This window comes from Nonomuraea sp. MG754425, assembly GCF_021699195.1.
Lineage (GTDB): Bacteria > Actinomycetota > Actinomycetes > Streptosporangiales > Streptosporangiaceae > Nonomuraea.
The window spans coordinates 1-25,206 of sequence record NZ_SSXE01000144.1 but is presented as its reverse complement, the minus strand read 5'-3'; the positions used below and the strand labels follow the sequence as shown (position 1 = coordinate 25,206).

The window sequence follows — 25,206 nt, the reverse complement described above, 5'->3', positions numbered from 1 at the left end:
AGCCAGCAACCCGGCCAGCACCGCCACATCAACCCGCGCCATCACCCCACCCAGCACGGCCACCCGGCCCGGAGCCAGCAACCCGGCCAGCACCGCCACATCAACCCGCGCCATCACCCCGCCATACACGGCCACCCAGCCCCGAACCACCACCTCAACCGGCACTGTCAGGCCTATCCGCGTCGTCGCCCCGGCCGACGCGGCCGCCCGTCCCCGAGCCATCAGCCCGGCCGGTGCTGCAAGGTCAACCCGCGCCGTTACTCCACCCAGCACGGCCACCCGGCCCGGTGCCGATGCCGCATCCGGCGCGGGACATCATGGGCCTGCCGTCCCCGTCCGTCACCTCGGCGTGACGGCTTCCGCGTCCCGTGCCGCCACGGCACCCCTCGTGCCATGCCCGAGGAGCCAGGGCCGCACCGCACCGCCCCCGGGCACCCGCACCACCGCAACGCCCCGCACCCGGCCCCCAGAGACGCGCATCACCACCCCACCTTTGGGGACCGGTGCCGTCACCTCGCCTGGCACCAAGGCCGCGCGCCGGACGAAGGCGGTCGCCGAGCCAGGTTCGGGAGTCGGCCACCGCATCGGCGGATGGCCGACGGGCCGCGGATGTCCATCACCCACCGGCAACGCCACGGCGCACGGGAGGCAGGCGTCATGAGGTTCGACAGCGCCCTGGGCCTGGAATCACGACGCGGCCCCCTGGCGACAGCCGGAAAAATCATCATTTACAGCCTCATGGTGATCGTCTTCACCGGCCCACTGGTCGGCCTGCTGATGAGCGCCTTCAACAAGACCCTGGACCCCACGTCCTTCTCCCTCTGGCCGGACGAGTTCACGCTCGAGAACTTCATCCAGGCCCAGGACAAGAACGTCTACCTCTACCTCCTCAACTCCTTCATCGTCGTGGGCTTCGGCCTGCTCCTGCAGGTGCTGGTGAGCGTCTTCGCGGCCTACTCGCTGGCCCGCAAGAAGTTCCGCGGCATGACGTTCGTGATGCTGCTCATGCTCACCACGATGATGCTGCCCGAGGAGATCATCGCGATCCCTCTCTCCCTCGTGCTGGCCGACCTCCCGGTGCTCCACCTCAACCTCATCGGCACGTACGCCGGCATGATCCTTCCGGTCGGGGCCTGGGGCTTCTCGATCCTCGTCATGACGGAGTTCATGAAGGAGGTGCCGGTCGAGCTGGAGGAGGCCGCCCGCATCGACGGAGCCGGCGAGTTGCGCATCTTCGCCACGATCATCCTGCCCCTGTGCCGCCCGGCACTCGGCGTGATCGGGGTGTTCGGCTTCACCATGATCTGGGACCAGTACCTGCTCCCCTTGATCGTCGCCCCGGAGTCGGACATGTGGACCCTGCCCATCGCGCTGCGCTCACTCCGCTCGGACGAGGAGGTCGGCATCGGCGTCCTGCTGGCGGCCTCGCTGCTGGCGCTGCTGCCCTCGATCATCGCGTTCCTGGCGTTCCAGCGGCAGTTCATGCGCGGTCTGACGAGCGGCGCGGTCAAGGGTTGAGTGTCCACGTATCTGGACGCCATCCAATATCCTGGATCTTTAGCCGCCAAGGACACGAGATGGGATGAGCATGGAGCAGCCCCCGCTGGTCAAGTCCGCGGAGCGGACCGTACGCATCCTGGAGACGCTCGCCGAGTCACACGATCATCTAACCCTGTCGGAGCTCCAGCAACGGACCGGCTTCCCCCGCAGCAGCCTGCACGCTCTCATGCGCACGCTGGTCGAGCTCAACTGGGTGGAGACCGACTCGGCCAGGTCCTCGTTCGGCATCGGGCCGCACGCGCTGCTGACCGGCACGGCGTACCTCGACAAGGACCCCGCGCTCCCCTTCGCCCAGGACTGCCTGGAGGACCTACGGGACGAGATCGGGCACACCGTGCACTTCGCCCGCCGCGACGGCGGACACGTCCTCTACCTGGCGACCAGGGAGTCACGCGAGGCCGACCACATCATCCCCAGGGTGGGCCGGCGGCTGCCCGCGCACGTCACGGCACTCGGGCAGGTGCTGCTCGCGCAGCTCACCGACGACGAGGTGGTGGCGCTGCTGCCGGAGCCGCTGAGCTTGTTGACCGAACACACGATCGTCGACCAGGTCAAGCTGACAGGAGAGCTCGACCAGGTACGCACCAGAGGCTGGTCGTACGAACGGGAGCAGGGCACGCGGGGCGTCGCCTGCGTGGCCGTCGCGGTCGACTACCGCATCCCGGCCACGGACGCGATCAGTTGCTCGATGCCGGCGGCCCTCCCGCCGGGTGAGGTCGAGCCGATCACCGAAGCGGTGATCAAACACACCCGAAAGCTGGCTGCCACCCTCCGCAGGGAGGGCATCCGCTAGAAAGGACCCTTGATGCGGCTGGACGGCGTTCTCTTCTTCCCGGTCACCCCCTTCGGCCCCGATGGCTCCCTCGCCGAACCCGCCCTCTCCCGCCACGTCGCCGAGGGGGTCGCGGCCGAGGCGGGAGGCGTGTTCGCCGCCTGCGGCACCGGTGAGTTCCACGCCCTCGACCTCGCGGAGTACACCCGCGTGGTGGCGACGGCGGTCACCGCCACCGCCGGCCGAGTCCCGGTCTTCGCGGGAGCGGGCGGCCCGTTGCCGACCGCCAGAACCCTCGCCCGCGCCGCAGCCGCCAACGGCGCCGACGGCCTGCTGCTCATGCCTCCCTACCTCGTCACCGGCCCCACCTCCGGCCTGGTCGGGTACGTCCGCGAGGTGGCGGCGGCCGGCGACCTGCCCGTCGTCATCTACCAGCGCGGCACCGCCCGCTTCACCCCCGAAGCGGTGGCCGAACTCGCCACGCAGGTCCCCAACATTGTCGGTTTCAAGGACGGCTTGGGCGACTTCGACCTGCTCCAGCGCATCATCCTCACCGTGCGCCGCGCGACGGACAAGGACTTCACGTTCTTCAACGGCCTCCCCACCGCCGAACTGACCGTCCCCGCCTACCGGGGCATCGGCGTCAACCTGTACTCCAGCGCCGTCTTCGCCTTCGCTCCCGAAATCTCGCTCGCCTTCCACAAGGCGGTGACCGGCGGGGACGAGGTCCTGGCCCAACGCCTGCTCACCCGCTTCTACCTGCCGCTGGTCGAGTTGCGCGACCTCGTTCCCGGTTACGCGGTCTCACTCGTCAAGGCCGGCGTCCGGATGCGGGGGTTGGACGTGGGCGGCGTACGAATCCCTCTGACAGACCCCACGCCCGATCACCTGCGGAGACTGCAACACTTGATCAACACCGGCCTGGAAACCGCCACCACCTGACCCTGACCCTTGACCCTTGGCCTCTGACCCCTGGCCCCTGAGCCCTGGCCTTCTGCGTCCTGGCCTTCTGCGTCCTGGCCCCTGAGTCCTGAGTCCTGAGTCCTGAGTCCTGAGTCCTGAGTCCTGAGCCCGACGCCTGAGCCTGACCACTGGGCCCTGAGCCCGACCGGCACCGACCCACGCCCCGCCGGGCCCCCACCTCAACCCGACCGGCACGGACCCACACCACCCGAGGCCGTCACCGCCCATCTCAACTGGCACCGGCTTACCTGGCACGTACCGAACCCACTACACCAACCCGACCAGCACCGGCGCACACCAGCGTGCCTCAACCCAACCGACACCGGCCGAGCTCACCGCACTCTGCTCAGCCAACACCACCCCACACAAGCCGAGGCCACCCCTCGACCAACCAGCACCGAGCCTCATGTGCGGACACCACCGCACCACCCCGGCCAGCACCAGCCACGCCGACCGGCTTCAACCCACCGGCACCGGCGACACCCGCCGACACCACTGCGCTCGCCCCAGCCAACGTCGGCCCACGCCGACCGGCCTCAACCCACCGGCACCGGCGACACCCGCCAGCACCACCGCGCTTACCCCAACCGGCATCGGCCCACGCCAACCGAACCCACCACAGCCGTCCCAACCAGCATCGAGCCACGCACGATGACGCCACTGCACCTATCGCAGCCGGCACCTTCCAGCCAGCACCGGCGACACCCGGCGACGCCGCTCGCGCCCACCCCGGCTCGCACCGGCTGCCACCGCTGTCCTCGTCCAGTCGTCACCGGCCCGGACGAACTGCGCCCGCCGCTCTCGTCCCGACCAGCGCCGACTACACACGCGCGCAGCCCACCGCCCTCAGCCTGACCGACACCGGCCACGCCCGCCGACCGCCGCCACCCCCGCGCCAGCCAGCATCGGTCGCACCGACCTGGCGCACGGCAGGTCGATCATCCCTGCCGCCATCACCAGGCCGGCAACCCGGCAAACCATCGATCAACAGATCATTCAGTCGTTCGATCACTCACTTACGCCTGGAGCCGGCCATCCACCCTCCTGGGGATGGACAGCGGGTTCCCGTCCTTGAGCTCGTCCGGCAGGAGCGTCTCCGGCCAGTCCTGGTACGCCCTGGGCGCCACCCACCGTCCGATCGCCGTGGCACCCACCGAGGTGTAGGTCGTGGTCGCGGACGGCCAGGGACCACCGTGATGCATGGCCCAGCACACGGCCACCCCGGTCGGCCACCCGTTCCAGATGAGTCGCCCAGCCCGCTGGCCCAGCACCTCGGCGACCTCCCCGGCCTCCGCCGGTTCGGTGCTGTGGATGGTCGCGGTCAGCGACCCTTCGAGCCGCTCGAGCACCGGCCGCAGGTCCGAGATCTCCCGATACGTCACAACGATCGACGCCGGCCCGAAGCATTCCTCGCCGATCTCCGGCAGCTTCTCGGCGAACGTGTCGAGGTCGGCGGTGAACACCTTGGGCGTGACCGCGTAACCGCCCTCCCCAGGCTTGCCCTCGGCCAGCAGCCGCAGCTCACCCAGCCGCTCAACGCCTCCGAGGTAGCCGTCCCTGATCCGCTCGGCGAGCATGGGCCCACCGGTGCTTCCTTCGACGGCCTCCACGAGCGCCTTGCGCAGTTCGTCACCTTCGGGCACGAACATGAGCCCGGGGTTCGTGCAGAACTGCCCGACTCCGAGCGTCAGGGACGCGGCGAACCCGGTGGCGACCTCCATGACCGGCGCCGACGGCAGCACCACCACGGGGTTGACGCTGCCGAGCTCGCCGTAGAACGGGATCGGCGCCTCGCGCTCGTCGATCAGCTTCTGGATGGCCTTGCCGCCGGCCACGGACCCGGTGAACCCGGCCGCCACCACGCCCGGGTGCTGCACGAGATCGACGCCCGCCTGCATGCCCTGGACGAGCCCGAGCAGGTCCGGATACGGCAGCGCCTCCCGCACGATCTTCGCCACCCGCTCGGACGTGTTCGGGTGACCGGGGTGAGCCTTGACGACCACGGGGCAGCCTGCGGCGAGCGCGGAAGCGGTGTCGCCCCCGGCCACCGAGAACGCGAACGGGAAGTTGCTGGCCGCGAACACGGCCACGACTCCCTCCAGGGCGTGCTTCATCCGGCGCACGTCCGGCCTGGGCGGTGCGAGCGAAGGGTCAGCGTGATCGATGATGGCTTCCAGGTAACCGCCGTCCCTGATCACCTCGGCGAAGAGCCTGAACTGCCCCGCCGCGCGCGCGACCTCGCCGCGCAGCCGTACCTCGCCGAGCGCGGTCTCCTGGTCGGCGAGCTGCCACAGCTCGTCCACGTGCGCGCTCAGCGCATCGGCAACGGCCTCCAGCGCGACGGCCCGCTCGGCGGCCGGGGTCGCCCGCCAGGCGGTGCCGGCGGCAGCCGCAGCGGAAACGATCAAGTCGACCCCGGCGGTGTCGGTCTCGGGCAGGGCAGCGCCCACGGTCCCGCCGGTCCTGGGGTCGTGTCCGTAGATCATCGAATGGCCCTTCGGAGTCTTGACACTTCTTCAACCTGATTCTTACAGTTGCGGCAACTTGTCCACAAATCTGGCCAGCGTTCACATACATGGACGGCGTGCGATGATCATCAGACAGATCCGCGTAACACCTGTCGCTTTCCGGGATCCGCCTCTCCTGAACGCCGCCGGAGTCCACGAGCCCTGGGCTCTCCGTACCATTGTCGAGGTCATCACTGATCAAGGTCTGACCGGGTTGGGCGAGACGTACGGCGACCTCGAACACCTCGGCAAGGTACGCGAATGCGCGCAGGCCCTGATCGGCCTCGACGTCCACGCCCTGAACACGATGTACGCCCGGATCTCCGCGATCATCGGCGGAACGGTGAAGGACCTGCACGGCCTCACCGGCGCCGCCACCAAGGAGAAGAGCGTCGACCGTGTCTTCTCCCCCTTCGAGGTGGCTTGCCTCGACATTCGGGGCAAGGCGGCAGGCGTCCCGGTCTCGGACCTCCTGGGCGGCACGGTCAGGGACGCGGTGCCGTACAGCGCCTACCTCTTCTACAAGTGGGCGGGCCACCCGGGCGAGGAGCCGGACCGGTTCGGCGCCGCGCTCGACGAGGCCGGCATCGTCGAGCAGACGAAACTGCTGATCAGCGAGTACGGCTTCGAGTCCATCAAGCTCAAGGGCGGCGTCTTCCCGCCCGACCGGGAGATCGCCGCGATCCGCGCCCTGCACGAGGCGTTCCCGGACGTACCGCTCCGGCTCGACCCGAACGCCGCCTGGTCGGTGACCACCTCGATCCGCGTGGGCCGGGAACTCGAAGGCGTCCTGCAGTACCTGGAGGACCCGACGCCAGGCATCGACGGCATGGCGGAGGTGGCGGCGTCCGTCCCCATGCCTCTCGCCACGAACATGTGCGTGGTCACCCCAGAACACTTCCCGCCCGCGATGACCTCCCGAGCCATCGGCGTACTCCTGCTGGACCACCACTATTGGGGCGGCCTCGTGCGTTCGTCGCACATCGCCGCGATGTGCGACGCCTTCGGCCTGGCGATGTCCATGCACTCCAACTCCCATCTCGGCATCAGCCTGGCCGCCATGACCCATCTGGCCGCCGCCACTCCGAACCTCACCTTCGCCTGCGACACCCACACCCCCTGGCAGAACGGCCAGGACGTCGTAGCGCCGGGCGCCCTCCGCTTCGTGAACGGCGCCGTCCCTGTGCCCACCGCCCCCGGCCTGGGCGTGGACCTGGACCGGGACGCGCTGGCGGTGATGAGCGAGCAGTACGAGAAGTGCGGGATCCGCGCCCGCGACGACACGTCGTACCTGCGACGCTTCGACCCGTCCTTCTCCGCCAAGAGACCCCGCTGGTGACCCACGCCCAGCAGTCGCCGACCACCGGCCGCGCAGCCACCCCATGACCAGTTGCGCCGTCTGACGGATCCTCCACTCCCCCGGGACGCTCCTCCGCCTTGCACGCACCACCCAGCACTCCACCGCAAACCCACCTCACCCCACGAAACCTGCGCCCCTCCAACCCAGCGCCGGGAACCCACCACGTCGCCACGCACCCGCGCTCCACCCGCGGGGCGTACCGCCGCTCCCCCGCACTTCCACGCCAACACGCGCCGCGCCACGTCCTTTGCGGGAGCACCGCCTCCCAGCCGCACACCCATAGCGGTGCCTGCCATCAGCCGGACGCAGCCGGGCAGACATGGCCCCACCATCAGGGTGGCCAGACACCCCGCCGACGCGCGCCCAGCCCTGAAACCACGCACGCATAACGACCATCGCATTCACCCATCGCTCCCCGACGCCAAGCAGACAAAGGGCCCATACGAACGTCACACCAGACCCCACCCCCATAGGGCTAGCCAGAAACACCTTCGGCCCACAAACCCCACCCCCACCAAGTCGTGGACGATCAACAGCGAGGAGACTGGCTGCTGAACGTCAGCGCCAGAACCAGTCGGTGAATACCGGCGAAGAAACCCACTGATGACCGTCGGCAAGGAGAGCCCGTTGATGAACGTCGCCTACCTCTACCCCTGGGACGTGGTCGGAGACCCATCAGCCCCCGGCCGCCTGGCAGACCTCGGCGTGCGAACCGTCGCCCTGGCAGCCAGCTACCACTCAACGAGGGCAGCCACGCCGTACCATCCCGCTCACCGCGTACTGGATGTGTCATACCCGGCGCTCTACCTCCCGGTCCGCCCGTCGTCCTGGTCTCGTCTGGTCCCAGCGACCCCCACGTGGACCCCTGCCGATGCCTACCTCCAGGCCAGAGACGCCCTCAAGGCGGCCGGCCTCCAGGTGCACGCCTGGACCGTCCTCACCCACAACTCACACCTCGGCGCCACCCACCCCGACCTGGTCGTACGTAACGCCTTCGGCGACCCGTACCCGTACGCTCTGTGCCCGGCCCACGAGGACGTCATCGAGTACTGCGAGCGCCTCGTCCGAGAGATCCTCGAGGTAGCCGAGCCTGACGGGTTGATCCTGGAAGCCTGCGGTCCCATGGGCTTCGGCCACCAGAGCATCCACGAGAAGACGTCCGGCGCGGACTGGACCTCGACGGACAGCGACCTTCTCTCCCTGTGTTTCTGCACGAGCTGCGCGCCCAGGTACCCCGAGCCGACTAGAGCCACCGTCCGCGCCGCCATCGACCGCACCTCACCCAGCAACGCCACCACGCCGAAACCCACCTCCCACACGCCGGCCGACACCAGCTCCTTCAACGGTCCCGCCACCCCCGAGGAAGCCCTCGGCCAACTCGCCGACGAGGTACGTGCCGTCCGCGTCGCTCTGTCCACGACCCTCCGCCAGCGCCTGATCGCCGCTGCGAGAAGCACCGCCGCCGACGTCCCCATCACTCTGCACGCCAATCCGGACCCCTGGGCCACGGGCGCCTTCGCCCCGCTCCCGTCGGGCGAGCCTGATGCTGACGTCCTCGTGGCCAACTGCTGGGGCGACCCCGCCACGGACGCCACCCGCCTGGCCCGTCTCAAGGAACTCGCCACGCCAGGCCAGCGAGTCGGCGCCTACGTCCTGGCCCTGCCGCCCCGCCCCGCCGACCCGGAAGTCCTGGCCGACCAGCTCAGGACGTACGCCAAGGCTGGTGCTTCGGAGTTCCACCTGTACCACGCCGGCCTGGCCTCCCCTCCACGCTTGGCGGCCCTCGCCAGAGCGCTACGCCTCCACACCTGACGCGCTCCCGGCCCAGACCGCCGTAGATCGGGACAGCCGTAGCTCCAGACCGTGCCGCCACGTCACTCGGTGGCGGCACCTTTACGCATCTCCCGACCCCACCCCAGGCGATCGCCCGCAGAACCACGCAACTGCTCACCCGCCTTGCTTGCCCAAGTGCGCAACCCACAACGAAGATCAGGTGGAGCCCCGCAGTCTCTCGTTCGCTCAGCCCTGCCCATCCAGGAAGGCAACGCAGAACGTGATCCACCGCAACTGGCGAGCCTCGACCCGGAGGGTGAGCCGGGAACGGACGCCAACGACGTTCGCAGGCAGCCTGGAGCATCTGTCCGATCCGCTACGCCCTCATCTGAGGCCGATCGGCACAGAACCGAGCCGGACGCCCACCTCGAGCCCGAACGCAGAATGCCGGTCCGCCCAAGCCACAAGGGTGTCGTCCCGCCGAGTAGTGGATCGACGCTCATGTCGTGCATCCCCATCTATACGGTCAGCGCCGAGCAGGCGAGAATCTACATCTCCGCGGAGCGTCACCGCAGCAACAGCACATCGGCCCTCCCTGCCAAAACGCTGTCGCCACCCTGTAGCCGCCTCTTGGATGCCTCGCCCCCAACCCCGAACCTCCCACCAACCCCAAATTTCCGCGTGTGAGGACCATCCGGCACGGACAGGCTTACTCATATGACTGATGTACGAATCGTCTTTCGTAAGTACAGCGGCGCCTTGCACTGGAACCATTCCGCCCGGCTCCTGGGCGAGGACGAACACGGTGTCTGGGCCGAAGTCCCAGGTGGAACCGTGGCTCGTAAGGGCGACGGCCCGCCTGTCACGTGGGAGTCAACCGCGATCATGCTGTTCCCACGAAGCGCCTGGTGGACCGCATCCTTCAACACACCGCCCCACAAAAGCGAGATCTATGTCGACGTCACCACCATCCCGGAATGGAAGGACGGTGAGGTCACCATGCTCGACCTCGATCTCGACGTGATCCGCATGAGAGACGGACGACTGATCCTGGATGACGAAGACGAATTCGCAGAACACCAGATCCAGTTGAACTATCCACCCGAGTTAATCAGAAAAGCAGAAGAAGCCGCGCATTGGCTGCTCGATGCAGTAGGCGAACGAAAAGGACCGTTCGGCGGCGCACACTTGGAATGGCTCGCAAAGACTTTCTGAACTCATCGCATACACTACCACAAAATCCAGCTACCGAAATTCGATTTATAGCCGTCACATAGCGGCCGACACCAGTCCACTCTCATATGCCGCGATCACAAGCTGCGCCCGATCCCGAGCCTCCAACTTGGCCAGCAACCGGGTGATGTGTGTCTTGACAGTAGCCAGGCTCACCTGCAGATGTCCTGCGATCTCACCGTTGGACAGCCCTCGTGCGATAAGCGTCAATACTTCCCGCTCCCGATCGGTAACACCCTCCAGCCCTTTCACTTGAGGCGAAACAGGAGTACGAGTGAACTCCTCAATCAATCTGCGGGTGACCGTGGGCGCCAGTAGGGCTTCTCCGCCGGCCACCACTCGTACAGCAGTGAGCAAATCCGCAGGCGGCGTGTCCTTCAGTAAGAATCCACTCGCTCCGGCCCGGAGCGCGTCATAAACATAGGAGTCAAGGTCGAACATCGTAACCACAAGCACCCGAGTAACGTCTTTGATGTGGCGAGTAGCCTCGATCCCATCCATATCTGGCATTCTCACGTCCATAAGCACCACATCCGGCCGCGTCTCCATCACGACGTCAACCGCCTCGGCCCCTGTCGCCGCCTCTCCCACCACCGCCAGATCAGGCTCGGAGTCGACCAGTACTTTGAAACTCCCCCGGAGCAACGCCTGATCGTCGGCGATGACCACTCGGATCACAAAACCTCCTCGTACGGCACCTTCGCGAACACCTGAAACCCTCGCCCAGGCAGCCTCCCCGCTTCGAACACGCCCCCGTACATCATGACCCGCTCCCGCATGCCGATCAGGCCATGCCCAGCACCCTGCCCAGGCAACGTACGCTTACCGGGCCCATCATCGACCACCTCGATCCGTACCTCCTGACCGTCAGCGACCACGGACACTCGACAACGAGCCGGCGCAGCGTGCTTGGTCACATTGGTGAGCGCCTCCTGAACGATGCGATAAACCGCCAACCCCACGCCATCAGGCAACCGCGCCCACGCTTCCGTCTCCGGTCCTCTCGACTCTCCCTCGCTCTCGCCCCAAGCGATGCCCATACGCACCGTCGACTCTCCCTCGTGGGCCACACCCACCTGCGACGCCGCCTCTTCTCCCGTCTTCGCAGGCGCCTGCGACATCACGACCTCTTGCGACGCTCCCGCTGCCGGCGATGCTTCGCCCTGCCGCACTGCTCCGCCTTGCCCCGATATGCCTCCCAGCGACTGCACCGTCCCGTCCCGTCGCGCTGCATCGGTCTTCTCCTCATCCCCAGTCCCGACGCGGAGATCGAGCTCCACCTCCACCCCGGACAGCCGGGCCTGCCCCACCAGCTCGGGGATGTCGGCCAGGCCTGGCATGGGCACGCGCTCGGGCACCGTTGTGGACCTCAGCACACCGAGCAGGTGGCGCATCTCCACCAGCGCGCTCCTACTGGCTGTCTCGATCACACGCAGAGCGTCATGCGCTTCTTCCGGTTTGGTCGCCATCACGTGGTTGGCGACTCCGGCTTTGACCGCGATCAGCCCTACGCTGTGTGTCACCACGTCATGTAGCTCACGAGCGATCCTCAACCGCTCGTCCGTCACTGCCTGTGCCGCCAGCCGCTCGGCGTCGCGCGCCGCATAGGACCTGCGTTCTCTGACGGCCCGGCCGATCGTCCATGCTCCGCCCAGCGCCGCGATGCCCATGAGCGGCTGGTCGAGGTGCAGGAGCCATTCGGGAGCCCGGTCACGCGGCGTTCCCGCCACTGTCATGCCCACGATGGTGATCAGGCTCAGCATCCCGATGGCCGAGGTCGGGATCGCCGGCCCGGCCCTGTCGGACAGGGCGACGATGTACAGGACGTACGCGGGCGCGAGATACACGAGCCCCGACGTGCCGGCCAGCGCGGCGAAGAGGGCCAGCAGCAGGGTGAAACTGAGGACGGGCAGTGGCCACCGCCTGCGCAGGACCAGCGGCAGCCCCAGGCCGAGAGGCAGGGCGATGCGCATCCATGGCGGAAGCGCCACGGCATGGACCGTTACGGTGAAGAAGATGAAGGCCGAGCACACACCCGCCGCCGCGTCGAGCATGACCAGTCGACGAGGGCTCATGCGCCGGGCGAAGAAGGGGTGCGTGTCGTTCACGCGTTGAACCGTAGCCGGTAAGGCTGCCTCCGCACGTCAACCCGGGGTCTGACCTTGAAGTTCGAACCGTGGTCCGACGCGCCGGCGACCCGCCACCCCGCATCCTTTACGGCGTGATCGAACTCCAGCACCTCACCAAGCGCTACGGCGGCACACTCGCTGTGGACGATCTGTCCTTCGCGGTCGCACCCGGTCATGTGACCGGGTTCCTCGGCCCCAACGGTGCAGGGAAATCCACCACGATGCGCCTGATCCTCGGCCTCGACGCGCCGACCTCAGGCCAGGCTCTGGTCAACGGCCGACGATACACCTCGTTCCGGAAGCCGTTGCGCGAGGTCGGAGCGCTTCTTGACGCGAGCGCCGTGCACGGCGGGCGCAGCGCCTACAACCACCTGCTCTGCATGGCCCGCGCCAACGGCATCGGCCTCAAGCGCGTCGTGCAGGTGCTCGAGCAGGTCGGGCTGGCGAGCGTGGCGCGCAAGCGGGTGGGCGGAATCTCGCTGGGCATGAAACAGCGCCTCGGCATAGCCTCCGCGCTGCTCGGGAATCCAGGAGTGCTGATGTTCGACGAGCCGGTCAACGGACTCGACCCAGACGGAGTGCGCTGGATCCGCGACCTCTTGCGCTCGCTGGCCGCCGAGGGCCGGACGATCCTGCTCTCCAGCCATCTCATGAGTGCGATGGCCCTCACCGCCGAACGCATCGTCATCATCGGCCGTGGAAGGCTCATCACCGAAGCCACCGTCGCGGAGCTGACCGCGCGCCATCGTTCTCTCGAAGACGCGTACATGGCCCTGACCTCAGGCAGCCTTGAATACGGAGCCGCGTGATGAAGGCGGTCCTCGCGTCTGAATGGCTGAAGCTCCGATCGGTCCGTTCGACCTATCTGATACTCGGGATCGGCCTAAGCACTGTCCTGCTGGGCCTCGCACTCGCCGCATCGGCGGCCGGCATGTACGACGCCGCTCCCCCCACGCAGCAGGCGCGCGCCCGGATCGCGGATCTGGAGGAAGCGTTCGCGATCATCCCTCAGCTCTGCATGGGGGTTCTCGGCACCTTGGCCATGACTTCCGAATACACCACAGGCATGATCAGGACAAGTCTGGCTCTCGTCCCACGCCGCTGGCCCGTTCTCGCCGCCAAGTCCATGGTCGTCGGCAGCTTGGGCTTGTTCGTCGGTGTGCTGGCCGTCTTCGGCACCTACTTCGCGGCCCGTGGCGCGCTGGGTGACCGTTTCTCCGGCGCGTACGCCACCGCTGTCGGAGACCGAGTACCGCTCCTGGTCTCGCTCAGCCTGACAGTCCTGGTGTTCGCGCTGCTCGGTGTGGGACTTGGCGCGCTCCTGAGATCTGCGGCGGGCGCAACGGCCGTCATCGTCGCCCTCGTGTACGGGCTTCCCATGATCATCGACAAGATCCCGGAGCCGTGGAGCGAACGCCTCGGCTCGCTGATGATCGGCGCCTTGCCCCGTCAGATCACCGGCGACATCATCGCCACTTCGGTGTACGGCTCGTCGTTGTCACCACCCGTGGCCGCCGTCGTCATGGTCGCGTACGCGACCGTCCCCTTGACGATCGCCTCCTGGCTGCTATGCCGAAGGGACGCCTGACATGCGAACACGACCGGAGTCGCCCTTCGAGCATCCTCACCTGCCAGGCAGGAGGCAGCCGTCAGGGCGACGGAACTCTCTCCCAGGTACGGCAGGTGAGCCACCTGCCGTACCGTCCAGAGGCTCAGACCTCGAGCACCACGGGGATGATCATCGGCCGGCGCCGGTAGGTGTCGCTGACCCAGCGCCCCACCGTGCGGCGTACGACGCGGCGGATCTCCTGCATGTCGACCACACCGTCCGCGGCCTTTTCCGCGAGGGCCCGTTCGATCTGTGGAATGAACTCCTCGAACTGGGCCGGGTCAATGCCGGATCCCCTGGCGTGGATCTCGGGTCCGGCGGTGAGCTTGCCCGTGTTCGAGTCGACCACGATGACCACGGAGATGAATCCCTCGTCCCCGAGGATCCTGCGATCCTTCAGCGAGGTGTCGGTGATCTCACCCACCGACGAGCCGTCGACGTAGACGTACCCGGCATGAACCGCGCCGACGATCCGCGCGCGTCCGTCGACCAGGTCCACCACGACGCCGTCTTCGGCGATCACGATGTGGTCGTCGGGCACGCCGGTGAGGGCGGCCAGCTTGGCATGGGCGCGGAGGTGACGCCATTCGCCGTGTACGGGCATGAAGTTCGACGGGCGCGTCAGGTTGAGCACGTACAGCAGTTCGCCGGCCGCCGCGTGCCCCGAGACGTGCACCTTGGCGTTGCCCTTGTGCACGACCCTGGCGCCCCACCTGGTCAGCCCGTTGATGACCTTGTTGACCGCGGTCTCGTTGCCCGGCACCAACGAGGAGGCCAGCAGCACGGTGTCGCCGTCGGCGATCCGGATCGGATGATCGCGGTTCGCCATCCTCGACAGTGCCGCCATGGGCTCGCCCTGGGAGCCGGTGCAGATCAGCACCACGTCCTCCGGCGGCCATTCCTCGATATCGCGCGAGTCGACGAGCAGCTCCGGCGGAACCTTGAGGTAGCCGAGATCGCGGGCCACTCCCATGTTCCGCACCATGGACCGGCCGACCAGGGCCACCTTTCGTCCATGCCTGGCGGCGGCGTCCATCACCTGCTGAATGCGATGGACGTGCGAGGCGAAGCTGGCCACGATGACGCGCTGCTCGGAGGTCCGGATCACGTCGTCGATGACCGGACCGATCTCCCGCTCGCTGGTGACGAATCCCGGCACCTCGGCGTTGGTGGAGTCGGACATCAGCAGGTCGACGCCCTCGGTGCCGAGCCTGGCGAAGCCGCCGAGGTCGGTGAGGCGTCCATCGCTCGGCAACTGGTCCATCCGGAAGTCACCCGTGTGCAGCACGATGCCGGCGGGCGTCCGGATGGCGACGGCCAGTGCGTCGGGGATGGAGTGGTTGACTGCGAGGAACTCGCAGTCAAATGGCCCGAATACGTGCCGTTCGCCCTCGATGACCTCGATCTTGCTCGGCTGGATCCTGTGCTCGGTCAGCTTGGCCTCGATCAAGGCCAGTGTGAGCTTGGAGCCGATGAGCGGGATATCGCGCCGCTCGCGCAGAAGGTACGGCACCGCCCCGATGTGGTCCTCGTGAGCGTGTGTCAGCACCACGGCTTCGACGTCGTCGAGCCGGTCCCTGATGTATTCGAAGTCAGGCAGGATGAGATCGACACCCGGCTGGTCAGGCTCGGGGAACAAAACCCCACAGTCGACGACCAGCAGGCGACCGTCATATTCGAAGACGGCCATGTTCCTGCCGATTTCCCCCAACCCGCCGAGTGCGACGATGCGCAGGCCGCCGTCAGGCAGCGTCGGCGGGGGGCCAAGCTCAGGATGCGGATGGCTCATACCTGGCCCCCACGGTCAGATCTTGTTCTCAAAACTCCCGGTTCCTCCCCGTTCCTATGCGTCTGTCAACTTCACCCCGCCGGCTACCAGGCAAGCGCGCAGCTCGGCGATTTGCTTCTCTGTGGCGTCCACGAGCGGCAGCCGTACCGGACCAGCCGGCACCCCCACCATGCTCAGCGCCGCCTTTGCCATGATCGCGCCACCCGCACGCAGCATGATCCCGTCAACCACGGGGGCCACCTGGCTGTGTACGGCCAGGGCCTCGGCGACATCGCCCTTCTTGTGCAGGTGAATCATGCGTCCCAGCTCAGCACCCACCACATGTCCGACCACACTGACGAACCCAGCCGCACCAAGAGACAGCCAGGCCAAATTGAGCAGATCATCACCGGAGTAGAAGGCGAGATCGCTCGCGGCCATCACCTGGCTGGCGGCGAACAGGTCGCCCTTGGCGTCCTTCACCGCCACGATGCGCTCGTGCTGCGCCAGGCGCAGCAGGGTCTCGGTCTTGATGGGCACTCCGCTACGTCCGGGGATGTCATACAGCATCACCGGGAGGTCGGTTGCGTCGGCGACGGCAGTGAAGTGCTGGAACAACCCCTCCTGCGGAGGCTTGCTGTAGTACGGCGTCACCACCAGAAGACCGTGGGCACCGGCACGTGCCGCCTGCTTCGCGAGCTCGACACTGTGGCGAGTGTCGTTCGTGCCTGCACCGGCCACCACAGTCGCGCGGTCACCGACCGCATCGAGGACGGCGCTGACAATGCGCTGCTTCTCCTCGTCCGAGGTGGTGGGCGACTCCCCGGTCGTCCCATTGACGATCAGTCCGTCATTGTGCTGTTCGTCCACCAGATAGGTGGCAAGACGGCGCACAGCCACATAATCGACCTCGCCGTCGGAACTGAACGGCGTGACCATCGCGGTCAGCATACGGCCGAAGGGTGCGTCGGCGGTTCCAGTTGGCGATGCCATAGTGCGAACGCTACCTGGATTCGGAAAACCATCGGACGCCGCCACCCCGCTTCGCCTGCCTGGAACCGCTTTTTCCCCACTTTCCCCAGGATCCTGCTGCCAAGCCTCACTACCGCGATCGACTTGCGCGGACCCAGCGCATCAAGTCGATGCAGCCGACGATGGCCGACGGAGGCAAGCTTGGCAGGCTCCGGAGAAGCCTTGTCCCGCCGAAGAGACGGCCGAGTCCATTCTCACCCAGGTCACACCATCAACATGCACCCGAGGCAACGGGCGCCTGGGGCCGAATCGGCCGGCCCGGCGACTGCGTCAAGATCCACTCGGCAGCCCTCGACGGCTCCGCTTGGACGCCTGGCCCTGCTCCGCACGCTGACCGCCGTGATGCGCCGCTCCGGTCTTGCCAAGACCGCCAACGCCCTCCGTTACCAACCCATCGCACTCGGCTACCTTTCCAGCCATCCGGCCGAGGGAGATGCGGTCGCTCCCCCACGACACCGCGAAGGCAGGCATGACGGGCCCGGCGGCTGCCGACAAGATGGGCTTGGTCATCAACGACGCCAGGCTCGTCGCTGGGAACTCTTAGGACAGTTCAATCTGATACCGGATGAAGCCGCGGTTCTCAGCGACTTTGTCGTACAGGTACCGTGCAGTGCTGTTTGACTCGTGGGTGCTCCAGTACACACGAGAGCAGCCGTGGTCCCGTGCCCAGTCGGCGACGGCCGCGATGAGCGCGCGGCCCACGCCTTTGCCCCGGACGTCCGGACCGGTGAAGAGATCTTGCAGGTAGCAGAAGTCCGTGTCGGGCGCGGAGGTGCTGCCGTGGGTCAGGAAGTGGGTGATGCCGACGAGCCGGCCGTCCAGCCTCGCCCCGAGGGCGTGCAAGCGGGTGTCCGCCATGAACTCGTGCCACGCTCGGTCGTACATCGAGCCCGGTTCGACGCGCTCGTAGAAGGCGATGTACGCGCGGAACAAGCCCTCCCAGGCGTCCCGGTCGGAGGGGAGAAGCTTGCCGATCTCGATCATGTCGTCCTCATGGTGATGCTGCCCAGTACGAAACAGCACAGGTCTTATCTTGTGCCAAGAATCAGCCATCTGGCCTGGTGGGCAATGACCAGGGTTCGATGGCACAACTTACGGCGAAGTGGCCGCCCGAGGCATGACCACTGACCCGTGATACCAAATGACCACTTTGCGCTCGGCGGCCTGGAGCCCGCCGTTGGTCACGGGCAGTCGCCACACGAGTCGTTCCTGAGGCCAGGCGTGCTCGTTGTACCCGGAAGATCTTTCGGGGCGTGAAGCGCACGGTTGGAGGGCACGATGCGAGGCAGGCAGAATCGCGGGATCTCGCGATCCGGGAGCGAAAGACCCTCGGGTTGCCACGGACCCGCGTCCGACCAGGGCGTTCATGGTCGTCCGACGTCACGGCATCAGGAGGGGGACATGGAAGAGGTCGCCGATATGTGCTCGGGGGTACACACATCGACGACCTCTACCGGAGAATCGCCAGTCCTTACATCGGCGTTACAAGGTTTCTCCGATAATTTTCCGCCATCGCAAAGTTGGGGCTCCAGCAGTCATCGATGACGGTCGGTTACCTGCCGAATACGGCAACATGGGGCAACGCCTCACACGAACCCCCAGGGATGGACTAGTGGCCACCTCAGATCCGGTCTACCTGCGTGTCGTCGAAGACATCCGGCGACAGATCACCGACGGCACCCTTCCCCCCGGCGCGCCCATCCCCTCACGGGCGCAGCTGACCCGCAAGTATCAGGTCGGCGAGACCGCCGCCCGCCACGCACTACGCGTGCTCGCGGGCGAGGGTCTCATCATCGGCCGCGTGGGCTCGGGACACTACGTCAGGGAACGCCCCGATCTAACACCGCTCTACCGATGGCGTTTCCTTGATCACCCGGCTCCGTTCGCCGCTGACCTGCAATCTCAAGGCAGGCGAGTTACATGGGATTGGCACAGCGAGCCCACCGAAGCGGGCCCGGACGTCGCCAGACGGTTGCGTTTGCCCGAAACCGCCATACTCACCAAAACTCATTACATCTTCCGCGCAGAGGGGAGACCACTCCAGCTCTCCACGTCTTATGAGCTACGGGAGTTCACCCCTCATACCGAGGAGGAGCGGCGGAGCCTGGTAGCGCGAATGTACGCATACGGCATCAAGATCACAGAAGTCGTCGAAAGCATACATACTCGCATCCCTCGCCCGGCGGAGAGTGATGCGCTGGATCTGGCGGCGGGCGTGCACGTCCTGCACGTGGAACGTACCCATTGGGCCGGCGATCGCCCAGTGGAGACCAGCGACATCGTCATCCCAGGCGATCGGTTCCGGATCATGTACAGCATGCCTGTCTAGGACGGGCTGCTCCGGGCGGGGGGACAACTCGCCCGGGGCCTTTTCCTGGCCTGATCCGCATGTGCTGTTCGCCGATGAAAGGCTGGTCCAGGAAGGCTGGCGCATGTATCCGGACTGGCTCCGCCCTGCACAGCGACGGAGGTTGATGCTGTTCCCCGCGATGGCAGGGGATGCGCTTCTGGGCCATATCCGCCATACGCCAAGCACTACAGCGGTGGAACCATGTCGTCGCCCAACCGGGCCGCGCGAAGCTCGACAGGGCGCACGCGGACCGGCGGAGCAGCACGAATGAAGACGACCCGGACCTCAGCCTCTCTCACAGCCCTCGTGGCGCTGCACCTGTACGACCAGCTCGCCGGCGCTCCCCGTCAGGTCTGCGACTTACGGGCCGACTTCGCGGCAGCAGACGGGAGATGCTCGGTGCGCGCCGCTGAGCTGAGTCTGAGGACACACATCCACCCCGCAGGCCCACCTCGCAGCGCCTCCGTCACCCATCTGAGGCGGCGCCGCGGGGAGAGCGCCTCACCGGCTGATGGGGATTAATCACGTCGTATGTCACCTACCTGCACCAGACCGAAAAAGCCGAAACAGATGCCGGATGCGGGACATCGTCCTTGTCCGTCTGCGGGTTTAGCGTGGGGTGCCTCTCCCAAAGCGGGTTCAGCGACACGGACCTGGGCGCTCGCCTCGCCCTCTCGCGCTGTTGGTGCCTCAGCCCAGGCGTGTTCGGAGACACGTATGCCGCAGGGTCATCACGTCACACCCAGCGCCATGTCGTGACAGAGCACGGAGCTTGCCTCGCAACACCTGCGGCACCAGCGCCTCCTTACCCACCGCTGCCTCCAGAGGGACCATCCAGCGCGAACGCCCCGCACCAAGATCGACTGCGCTGCCGCGCGGTACTGGACAACGTCCTGTGCCGTGGAAGACGCGCATCCTTCTTCGAAGGCGACCAGCCGCATTCGTGGACAACTCTGGAACGGAGTCGATTTCCCCACATCCCATGGAGTGGGGGTAGCTGCGTGATCGACGGCTGGGCGTTCCGATCGCATGTCGGATCCGGCGACCGATGGGACGGTACCCTCGCAGTTTCGGATGACGTGCCCCGCGGAGGGCTGCATGTCGTGCGGTGGCGTCCCGCAGAACGATGGGATTCCTCGCCCGTCGGAGTTACTCGGTCAGGAAATTGCTCGCAGTTCGACTGGTCGGCGGGAGGCCGGCCAAGAAGGATGGCGGCTGAAGGGCGGCAGGCCAGGGTTGCCGAGGTGAAACCATCCGCCGCGCGTCACGGAGCAGGCTCGTCCGACATCGTGACGACCACCTTGCCGCGACTGTGCGTGTGGGCGAAGTCCTGATATGCCAGGGCAGCCTCGCTGAGGCGATAACGACGAGTGACGGGATCGGGCAGCGTCCCCCTGAGTGCATGGGTGGCGATGGCCGGAAGGGTGTTCTTCGTGAGCTTCAGTGTCCCCATCACCACGCTCACCGCGAGATCGTCGCGACCGAACGCAGAGGGCGCCGGCGTGCCAGGAGTGGTGCTGAGCAGGCGCCCGCCGGGCTTGATCGCCCTGGCGGCCTCGATCAGCGGATCGCCCTTGAGCGCGAGGTTGATGATCACGTCAACGCCTCCGGGAACGCGGCGCAGGCACTCGTCGACGGTGTCGGCTTCGAGGTAGTCGATCACTTCGCCGGCTCCGAGATCGCGGACGTACTGCTCGTCCTCGTACGAAGCGGTCGCGATGACGTCGACGCGGTCCGCCAGCAGGGGGACGACCACGCTGCCGATTCCCCCACCGGCGCCGATGACCAGCACCTTTTCGCCCGGTTGGAACTGTCCTTCCTCGATCACAGCAAGCCCCGTCATGCCCGTGCTGGGCAGCGCCGCCGCCGTTTCGGCGCTGAGACCGTCTGGCCGTCGCGCGAGGAAGTCACCTGCCGCGAACACCGCATACTCGGCCATCGCACCTGACGTGATGGCCGGAATGCCGACGCCTGCCGCAAATGACGGCGGCGCGCCGAAGCCGAACACCTCCTCCCCCACCTCGAACGTCTCCACGTCTTTCCCCAGCGCGGTCACCGTGCCGGAGAAGTCGGTACCGGGAATGTAGGGGAAGTCCAGAGGAACGAGGTCACGGACCGTTCCGTCCATCATCAGTAGATCGGCCGGGTTGAGCGCGGCTGCCCGGACACGGACCTGAAGGCGACCGGGACCTGGGTCTGGGATGGGGAGGTCTTCGAGGGCGAGGAGGTGCGGTGGACCGTACTGCTTGGCCACAAGAGCTCTCATGATCGTCCTTTCGAGAGACGATGTGTCTCATTCCAGGCATGCTGTCTGGCTGACCATGGTGCCGAGGAACGCCAGGGAGGGCGAGTCACAAGTGTGCTGATGTGTATCGAACTGGACGCCGGGCGGGAATTGTCTCCACCGACGGATGCGCGTTCGGGTGCGAGATACGCGACGACCGCTATGCGCTGGACGACCGTCCGGGAGATATGGGCCCAAAATGGGCGTCTAGGTAAATATTGGAAGAGACGCCAAGCCCAGGGCGGGTTGTGGACGGCGTCGGGCATAGCCCACCTGGGCGCGCGTGAGGCTGAGCAGGCGAGGAATCACACCGCTCCACGAGGCCTCCGGTGCCGGGCGAGCCCGTGAAGTCCCAGGCCCGCGCTCCGTCCCGTGAGTCGAAGCAGGAAACGCGAACCTGCATTCCTCTGTGTGCGACCACGCCTCGTGGCACCCTGCCCGTGGTTCAGATCCGATCTGGCCTGAGATCCCCGTACATGGTGAAGGGCTCAGGCCAGGTCGTTGCCTGCTCCTGAGGTGCGCTGCCGCCGGTTTCCTACCGGAGGGTGCCGAGTCGGTGCAGCATTTCGGAGCGGAGGGCGGCGAGGTGATCGTTCATGTGCCGTCGGAGGGCGGCGAGTTCATCGCTCAGGGCCGCGAGGTCCTCTCTGATTTCGGTGCGGATCTCGGCGAGTTCGGTCAGCGCCAGGACGATACCGATCGCAGTGACCTCAGCGCCCAGTCGGTCGCTGGTCTCGAGTGCCCGGATGCGCAGCATCAGGTCCAGGATCTGGGTTTCTAGGTTCACGCACGCCTGCCTTTACCAAGCGAAAACGGGAGATCCCGCGCCGGAACGATGGCACCGGGGCCTGTCGATGAGCACAGTGGCACACACGCCGACGGGCTCCTGCGCAACCGTCTGCGGCCGGGTGTGATTCTTTCCCCCAGACCTCGACGTGTTTCTCCCCCGGGATGTGATCTGTCACCGGGTTGCGAGCGCGAAACGGGATCGGCGCGGGTGAACCAGGACAGTGCACCGGAACGCCCCCTGGCCGGTATGTCAGGTCCTCGGCGACTGGCACGCCATCACCCGCGCAGACCTCAGGTGCTGGCCGGGCCAGGCGCATCCGACTAATCGCTGGAACCTAGCTGAAGAGCGTCGTGACGGAGGGCCGGGCGGGTGTGGTGTGGTCGCACGAGCATCGCGACGGAAGGCGCGGGGCGGGTTCCGACCTCATCGCCCCCGGCGCATCGGCATGGCCGGCCACTCACTGGACGCGCGTCGATGAACGGGTACGGCACCGACAACACGCGCGGGGTCGGGGGCGCGCAGTCGGGAAGATCGGCTGGACGCTGAGCGGTGGCTCCATCATCACCTGGGTGCCGCTGGAACGGCCTCGTGGAGGGAACTGCTCAGCGGGCTACCGGCAAGCCGACCGACTACAACGTTCGCATAGTGAGAACCGTCTCCCGAAAGCCTCATACAGCCGCGGAAAGGGGCAAGATTTCGCGGGAATGCGCAGGTCAGAGATTGTCGGTGCGCGTTGATAGAACAGGTGCGGAGGTTGCCGATGCGAGTCAAAGACCTGTCCGAACGCGACCGGCCGCGCGAACGGCTCATGTCCAACGGTGCGGCCGCGCTGGCGGACCGCGAACTGCTGGCCGTGCTGCTGGGCTCGGGGTTTCGTGGGGCGAGCGCCCTCGACCTGGCCACACAGGTGATCGAGCACTGTGGAGATCTCGATGGCCTCGGCCGTTCCGACCCGCACCGGTTACTCACCATGCGTGGCATCGGTCCCGCCAAGGCCGCACGCGTGACCGCGGCCTTTCACCTCGCGCGCCGGGCGGAGTCGTGGCCGGAGCGCGAACGCATCACCAGCACGTCCGATCTGGCTCACGCGTGCGCTCCGCTGCTGCGCGACCGGAAGCAGGAACGGCTGGTCGTGGTGGTGTGCGACACCCGTGGGCGAATCCTGAAACGGGCGGTGCTCACCGAGGGCGGCAGCGATCACACCGCGATGCCCATACGCGAGGTGATCACCGAGGTGCTCACCTCGGGCGGGGCGATGTTCGGGCTTGCCCACAACCACCCCGGCGGGTCGCTCGACCCCAGCCCGGAGGACCTGGAGGCCACCGCCAAGCTTCTCGAAGCCGCGCAGACAGTCGAATTGCGTCTTCTCGATCACCTGATCATCGCGGACGAGTCCTGGAGGCGGATTCCCCTGTAAATCTATTCCACCGCGGACTATGAACTCAGCGACCCACAAAGGGCATCATCCCCCTTATAGCGCCGAACAGCAGTTTTCCAAGGGATGACCATGAGAACCTAATCGCGCGGGTAGGCCGTTACGGACGTCAGCCGGCCAATACTCGTCATGGTGCGGTCCCATGCCCTCCCAGCAGGGACCACATCATGGTCTCGCGCTGGTCCCGGGTGAAGCCCATGCCTCATTCCGAGAGGCTTGGGCAGGCGCGTCACACGGGATCACGCGAGCACAAGGCGCGTCGGCAACGATGGGCCCGGTCGCGTCATCGCCAGCGATGTCCGGTTCGCATAAGCGGTGGCTATGGCGCGAACGGGGTAGCCGGCCGCACCTTGCCGCCGGGCGGGAGGCGACACCCGTCCGGCGGCAACCTGGCTCCTCGATGATCTTCACCGAGGGGTTGCGCCAAAAGTCGGAGTCACCGGTCAGGAACCCCTTCACCGATCGGTGCTCCGACGTCACAATGGTGTATGCGGCCATCGCGTTCGATGTCCTTCGAACTGCGTTTTCGAAGGACCGCGATGGCCGTACCATTTTTCGCGAACCTCCGCATAAACGGGTCGCATGGCCCGAAAGCCTCGCAGTGTTCGGTGGACATATTTGCGGACACTGGCACGTTGCTTGCAATAAGCCCTTTATCCCGAAAACGGCCTACTTCGACGAAGTGCAGCACAAGGATCGCTTGCACGAGCGTGGTCGACTCGACGCGGGCAGCAGCGCGGCTTGGTCGAGACCTTCTATATCCCTTCGAGGTCACGACGGCACATTCACCGTTAAACCGGATGCGGGGTGTGAGTACGGTTGTCATCCCACTGCCCCGTGCCCTTTGCCCGGCTTCCGAAGCGTGCCATCCGCGCGCCGACAGCCCTTGTCCACGAAATTCTGCACGCCAATCAGGCCGGACGGTTCGGGCGACTGCCAGGTCGTGCACGGCACCCCAGTAGCGCGGGCGAGGCTCGTACACCACTTCCGTGGACGCAACCCGGTACGAGTGCCGGGGGTTGTCCATTGAAGATGGCGGTTGGCGGGCTCGATGAGTCGGCGGATCGGTTTGAGCAGATGTTCGCCAAGGCGAGGTGCGGCTACAGGAGGACGGACGTCGCCCCGCCGGGGCGGTCCACACATCGGCGTCCTGCGCCGGGGCGCGGATCACCCGTCTGAACAGGGCAGGGCCTTGCGTAGGCGGTTTGTTGTGGCCGGAGTGGCCAGGCAGGCAGGGAAAGCACCAGACAGATACTCGGGGGCCGTAGCGCCGCACGGCGGGCCTTGAAGGGCACGCTGGGCTCGGCCGCTGTCAGGTCGGCACTTCGGCGTCGGTCAGTTGGGGCGCGAAGTGCGGCACTTGGGGTGACACCATCTGTTAATCGGATGAATGCAGCCTTTGTTGAATGTGGACATTCTGCGCGTGGAGGGGTTGGCGTGCGAAACGTAAGGATTGGCGAGCTTTTCACAGGTCCCGCCAAAGCAAGGTTTTCCTTCCCTCTGACGAATCTGCCGGCGCATTCCCACATCCGGGCCTCACACTGAGCCGTTTTCATCCCCCTGCGGTGGGTTGATGATCACAGCATGATCGCGAGGTGGACGTTCGCCTGATGACATGGCGAAACCCCTGGTAGACGGGTT

At 66.6% G+C, this 25,206-nt stretch carries 18 protein-coding genes; 10 read left to right on the top strand and 8 right to left on the bottom strand.

The genetic code is table 11. The features are described from left to right. Positions 1-657: 657 nt before the first annotated feature. The 3 genes from FAF44_RS37740 (at position 658) to FAF44_RS37730 (ending at position 3,274) form a co-directional block, all read left to right on the top strand. Positions 658-1,518: a carbohydrate ABC transporter permease gene (locus FAF44_RS37740; protein WP_237108156.1), complete on the top strand. Its 861-nt coding sequence runs from the start codon at positions 658-660 to the stop codon at positions 1,516-1,518. 64 nt (positions 1,519-1,582) lie between these two features. Beyond that, entirely contained in the window at positions 1,583-2,353 is a 771-nt protein-coding gene (locus FAF44_RS37735; protein WP_237108155.1) for an IclR family transcriptional regulator, read from the top strand. A gap of 12 nt (positions 2,354-2,365) precedes the next feature. Next, complete coding sequence (locus tag FAF44_RS37730) at positions 2,366-3,274, top strand: 5-dehydro-4-deoxyglucarate dehydratase (protein WP_237108154.1); 909 nt, start codon at positions 2,366-2,368, stop codon at positions 3,272-3,274. Positions 3,275-4,311: 1,037 nt separating this feature from the next. Here FAF44_RS37730 and FAF44_RS37725 read toward each other — a convergent pair. Further along, a complete protein-coding gene (locus tag FAF44_RS37725) occupies positions 4,312-5,781 on the bottom strand; it encodes an aldehyde dehydrogenase (NADP(+)) (protein ID WP_237108153.1) in 1,470 nt (489 codons plus the stop codon). 103 nt (positions 5,782-5,884) lie between these two features. Between FAF44_RS37725 and FAF44_RS37720 the strand changes: the two genes are divergently transcribed. The 3 genes from FAF44_RS37720 to FAF44_RS37710 all read left to right on the top strand — a co-directional run bounded on the left by FAF44_RS37720 (position 5,885) and on the right by FAF44_RS37710 (position 10,150). Beyond that, complete coding sequence (locus FAF44_RS37720) at positions 5,885-7,141, top strand: glucarate dehydratase family protein (RefSeq protein WP_272895540.1); 1,257 nt, start codon at positions 5,885-5,887, stop codon at positions 7,139-7,141. Between the two features lie 624 nt (positions 7,142-7,765). Beyond that, positions 7,766-8,974 carry a hypothetical protein gene (locus FAF44_RS37715; RefSeq protein ID WP_237108151.1) on the top strand — a complete coding sequence of 403 codons (1,209 nt, stop codon included), beginning with the start codon at positions 7,766-7,768 and terminating at the stop codon, positions 8,972-8,974. 678 nt (positions 8,975-9,652) lie between these two features. Then, positions 9,653-10,150 carry a DUF402 domain-containing protein gene (locus FAF44_RS37710; RefSeq protein WP_237108150.1) on the top strand — a complete coding sequence of 166 codons (498 nt, stop codon included), beginning with the start codon at positions 9,653-9,655 and terminating at the stop codon, positions 10,148-10,150. Between the two features lie 54 nt (positions 10,151-10,204). On the opposite strand, the gene FAF44_RS37705 is transcribed toward FAF44_RS37710, so the two are convergent. Together FAF44_RS37705 and FAF44_RS37700 are read right to left on the bottom strand one after the other, a co-directional pair. Continuing rightward, positions 10,205-10,846 (bottom strand): response regulator transcription factor, encoded by a 642-nt coding sequence (locus FAF44_RS37705; RefSeq protein WP_237108149.1) that lies wholly within the window; start codon positions 10,844-10,846, stop codon positions 10,205-10,207. Further along, the gene (locus FAF44_RS37700) at positions 10,843-12,276 is read right to left on the bottom strand and encodes a sensor histidine kinase (protein WP_237108148.1); all 1,434 of its coding nucleotides are present in this window, start codon (positions 12,274-12,276) and stop codon (positions 10,843-10,845) included. Before FAF44_RS37700 ends, FAF44_RS37705 begins: the two co-directional genes overlap by 4 nt. 113 nt (positions 12,277-12,389) lie before the next feature. Here FAF44_RS37700 and FAF44_RS37695 point away from each other — a divergent pair, with 113 nt between their 5' ends. Further along, a complete protein-coding gene (locus FAF44_RS37695) occupies positions 12,390-13,106 on the top strand; it encodes an ABC transporter ATP-binding protein (protein ID WP_237108147.1) in 717 nt (238 codons plus the stop codon). Then, a complete protein-coding gene (locus FAF44_RS37690; protein WP_237108146.1) occupies positions 13,106-13,885 on the top strand; it encodes an ABC transporter permease subunit in 780 nt (259 codons plus the stop codon). The genes FAF44_RS37695 and FAF44_RS37690 overlap by 1 nt, the downstream gene beginning before the upstream one ends. A 124-nt stretch (positions 13,886-14,009) precedes the next feature. On the opposite strand, the gene FAF44_RS37685 is transcribed toward FAF44_RS37690, so the two are convergent. The 3 genes from FAF44_RS37685 to FAF44_RS37675 all read right to left on the bottom strand — a co-directional run bounded on the left by FAF44_RS37685 (position 14,010) and on the right by FAF44_RS37675 (position 17,690). Then, positions 14,010-15,695 carry a ribonuclease J gene (locus tag FAF44_RS37685; protein ID WP_237108145.1) on the bottom strand — a complete coding sequence of 562 codons (1,686 nt, stop codon included), beginning with the start codon at positions 15,693-15,695 and terminating at the stop codon, positions 14,010-14,012. A 54-nt stretch (positions 15,696-15,749) separates the two neighbouring features. Further along, positions 15,750-16,667 carry a 4-hydroxy-tetrahydrodipicolinate synthase gene (gene dapA / locus FAF44_RS37680; protein WP_237108144.1) on the bottom strand — a complete coding sequence of 306 codons (918 nt, stop codon included), beginning with the start codon at positions 16,665-16,667 and terminating at the stop codon, positions 15,750-15,752. Between the two features lie 579 nt (positions 16,668-17,246). Then, complete coding sequence (locus tag FAF44_RS37675) at positions 17,247-17,690, bottom strand: GNAT family N-acetyltransferase (protein ID WP_237108143.1); 444 nt, start codon at positions 17,688-17,690, stop codon at positions 17,247-17,249. 628 nt (positions 17,691-18,318) lie between these two features. Here FAF44_RS37675 and FAF44_RS37670 point away from each other — a divergent pair. Then, positions 18,319-19,035, top strand: coding sequence for a GntR family transcriptional regulator (locus FAF44_RS37670; RefSeq protein ID WP_237108142.1), 717 nt, complete (start codon positions 18,319-18,321; stop codon positions 19,033-19,035). A 1,285-nt stretch (positions 19,036-20,320) separates the two neighbouring features. On the opposite strand, the gene FAF44_RS37665 is transcribed toward FAF44_RS37670, so the two are convergent. After that, positions 20,321-21,310: an NADP-dependent oxidoreductase gene (locus FAF44_RS37665; RefSeq protein ID WP_237108141.1), complete on the bottom strand. Its 990-nt coding sequence runs from the start codon at positions 21,308-21,310 to the stop codon at positions 20,321-20,323. A gap of 565 nt (positions 21,311-21,875) precedes the next feature. Then, complete coding sequence (locus FAF44_RS37660) at positions 21,876-22,127, bottom strand: hypothetical protein (RefSeq protein ID WP_237108140.1); 252 nt, start codon at positions 22,125-22,127, stop codon at positions 21,876-21,878. A gap of 763 nt (positions 22,128-22,890) precedes the next feature. Between FAF44_RS37660 and radC the strand changes: the two genes are divergently transcribed. Continuing rightward, positions 22,891-23,547, top strand: a complete 657-nt coding sequence (gene radC / locus FAF44_RS37655) for a DNA repair protein RadC (protein ID WP_237108139.1) — start codon at positions 22,891-22,893, stop codon at positions 23,545-23,547. The last annotated feature ends 1,659 nt before the right edge of the window (positions 23,548-25,206 follow it).

Excerpts from the sequence above, each read along its gene's own strand:
- FAF44_RS37740 (WP_237108156.1), top strand. The coding sequence starts at position 658 with ATGAGGTTCGACAGCGCCCTGGGCCTGGAATCACGACGCGGCCCCCTG.
- FAF44_RS37735 (WP_237108155.1), top strand. The coding sequence starts at position 1,583 with ATGAGCATGGAGCAGCCCCCGCTGGTCAAGTCCGCGGAGCGGACCGTA.
- FAF44_RS37730 (WP_237108154.1), top strand. The coding sequence starts at position 2,366 with ATGCGGCTGGACGGCGTTCTCTTCTTCCCGGTCACCCCCTTCGGCCCC.
- FAF44_RS37725 (WP_237108153.1), bottom strand. The coding sequence starts at position 5,781 with ATGATCTACGGACACGACCCCAGGACCGGCGGGACCGTGGGCGCTGCC.
- FAF44_RS37720 (WP_272895540.1), top strand. The coding sequence starts at position 5,885 with ATGATCATCAGACAGATCCGCGTAACACCTGTCGCTTTCCGGGATCCG.
- FAF44_RS37715 (WP_237108151.1), top strand. The coding sequence starts at position 7,766 with ATGACCGTCGGCAAGGAGAGCCCGTTGATGAACGTCGCCTACCTCTAC.
- FAF44_RS37710 (WP_237108150.1), top strand. The coding sequence starts at position 9,653 with ATGACTGATGTACGAATCGTCTTTCGTAAGTACAGCGGCGCCTTGCAC.
- FAF44_RS37690 (WP_237108146.1), top strand. The coding sequence starts at position 13,106 with ATGAAGGCGGTCCTCGCGTCTGAATGGCTGAAGCTCCGATCGGTCCGT.
- FAF44_RS37685 (WP_237108145.1), bottom strand. The coding sequence starts at position 15,695 with ATGAGCCATCCGCATCCTGAGCTTGGCCCCCCGCCGACGCTGCCTGAC.
- dapA (WP_237108144.1), bottom strand. The coding sequence starts at position 16,667 with ATGGCATCGCCAACTGGAACCGCCGACGCACCCTTCGGCCGTATGCTG.
- FAF44_RS37675 (WP_237108143.1), bottom strand. The coding sequence starts at position 17,690 with ATGATCGAGATCGGCAAGCTTCTCCCCTCCGACCGGGACGCCTGGGAG.
- radC (WP_237108139.1), top strand. The coding sequence starts at position 22,891 with ATGCGAGTCAAAGACCTGTCCGAACGCGACCGGCCGCGCGAACGGCTC.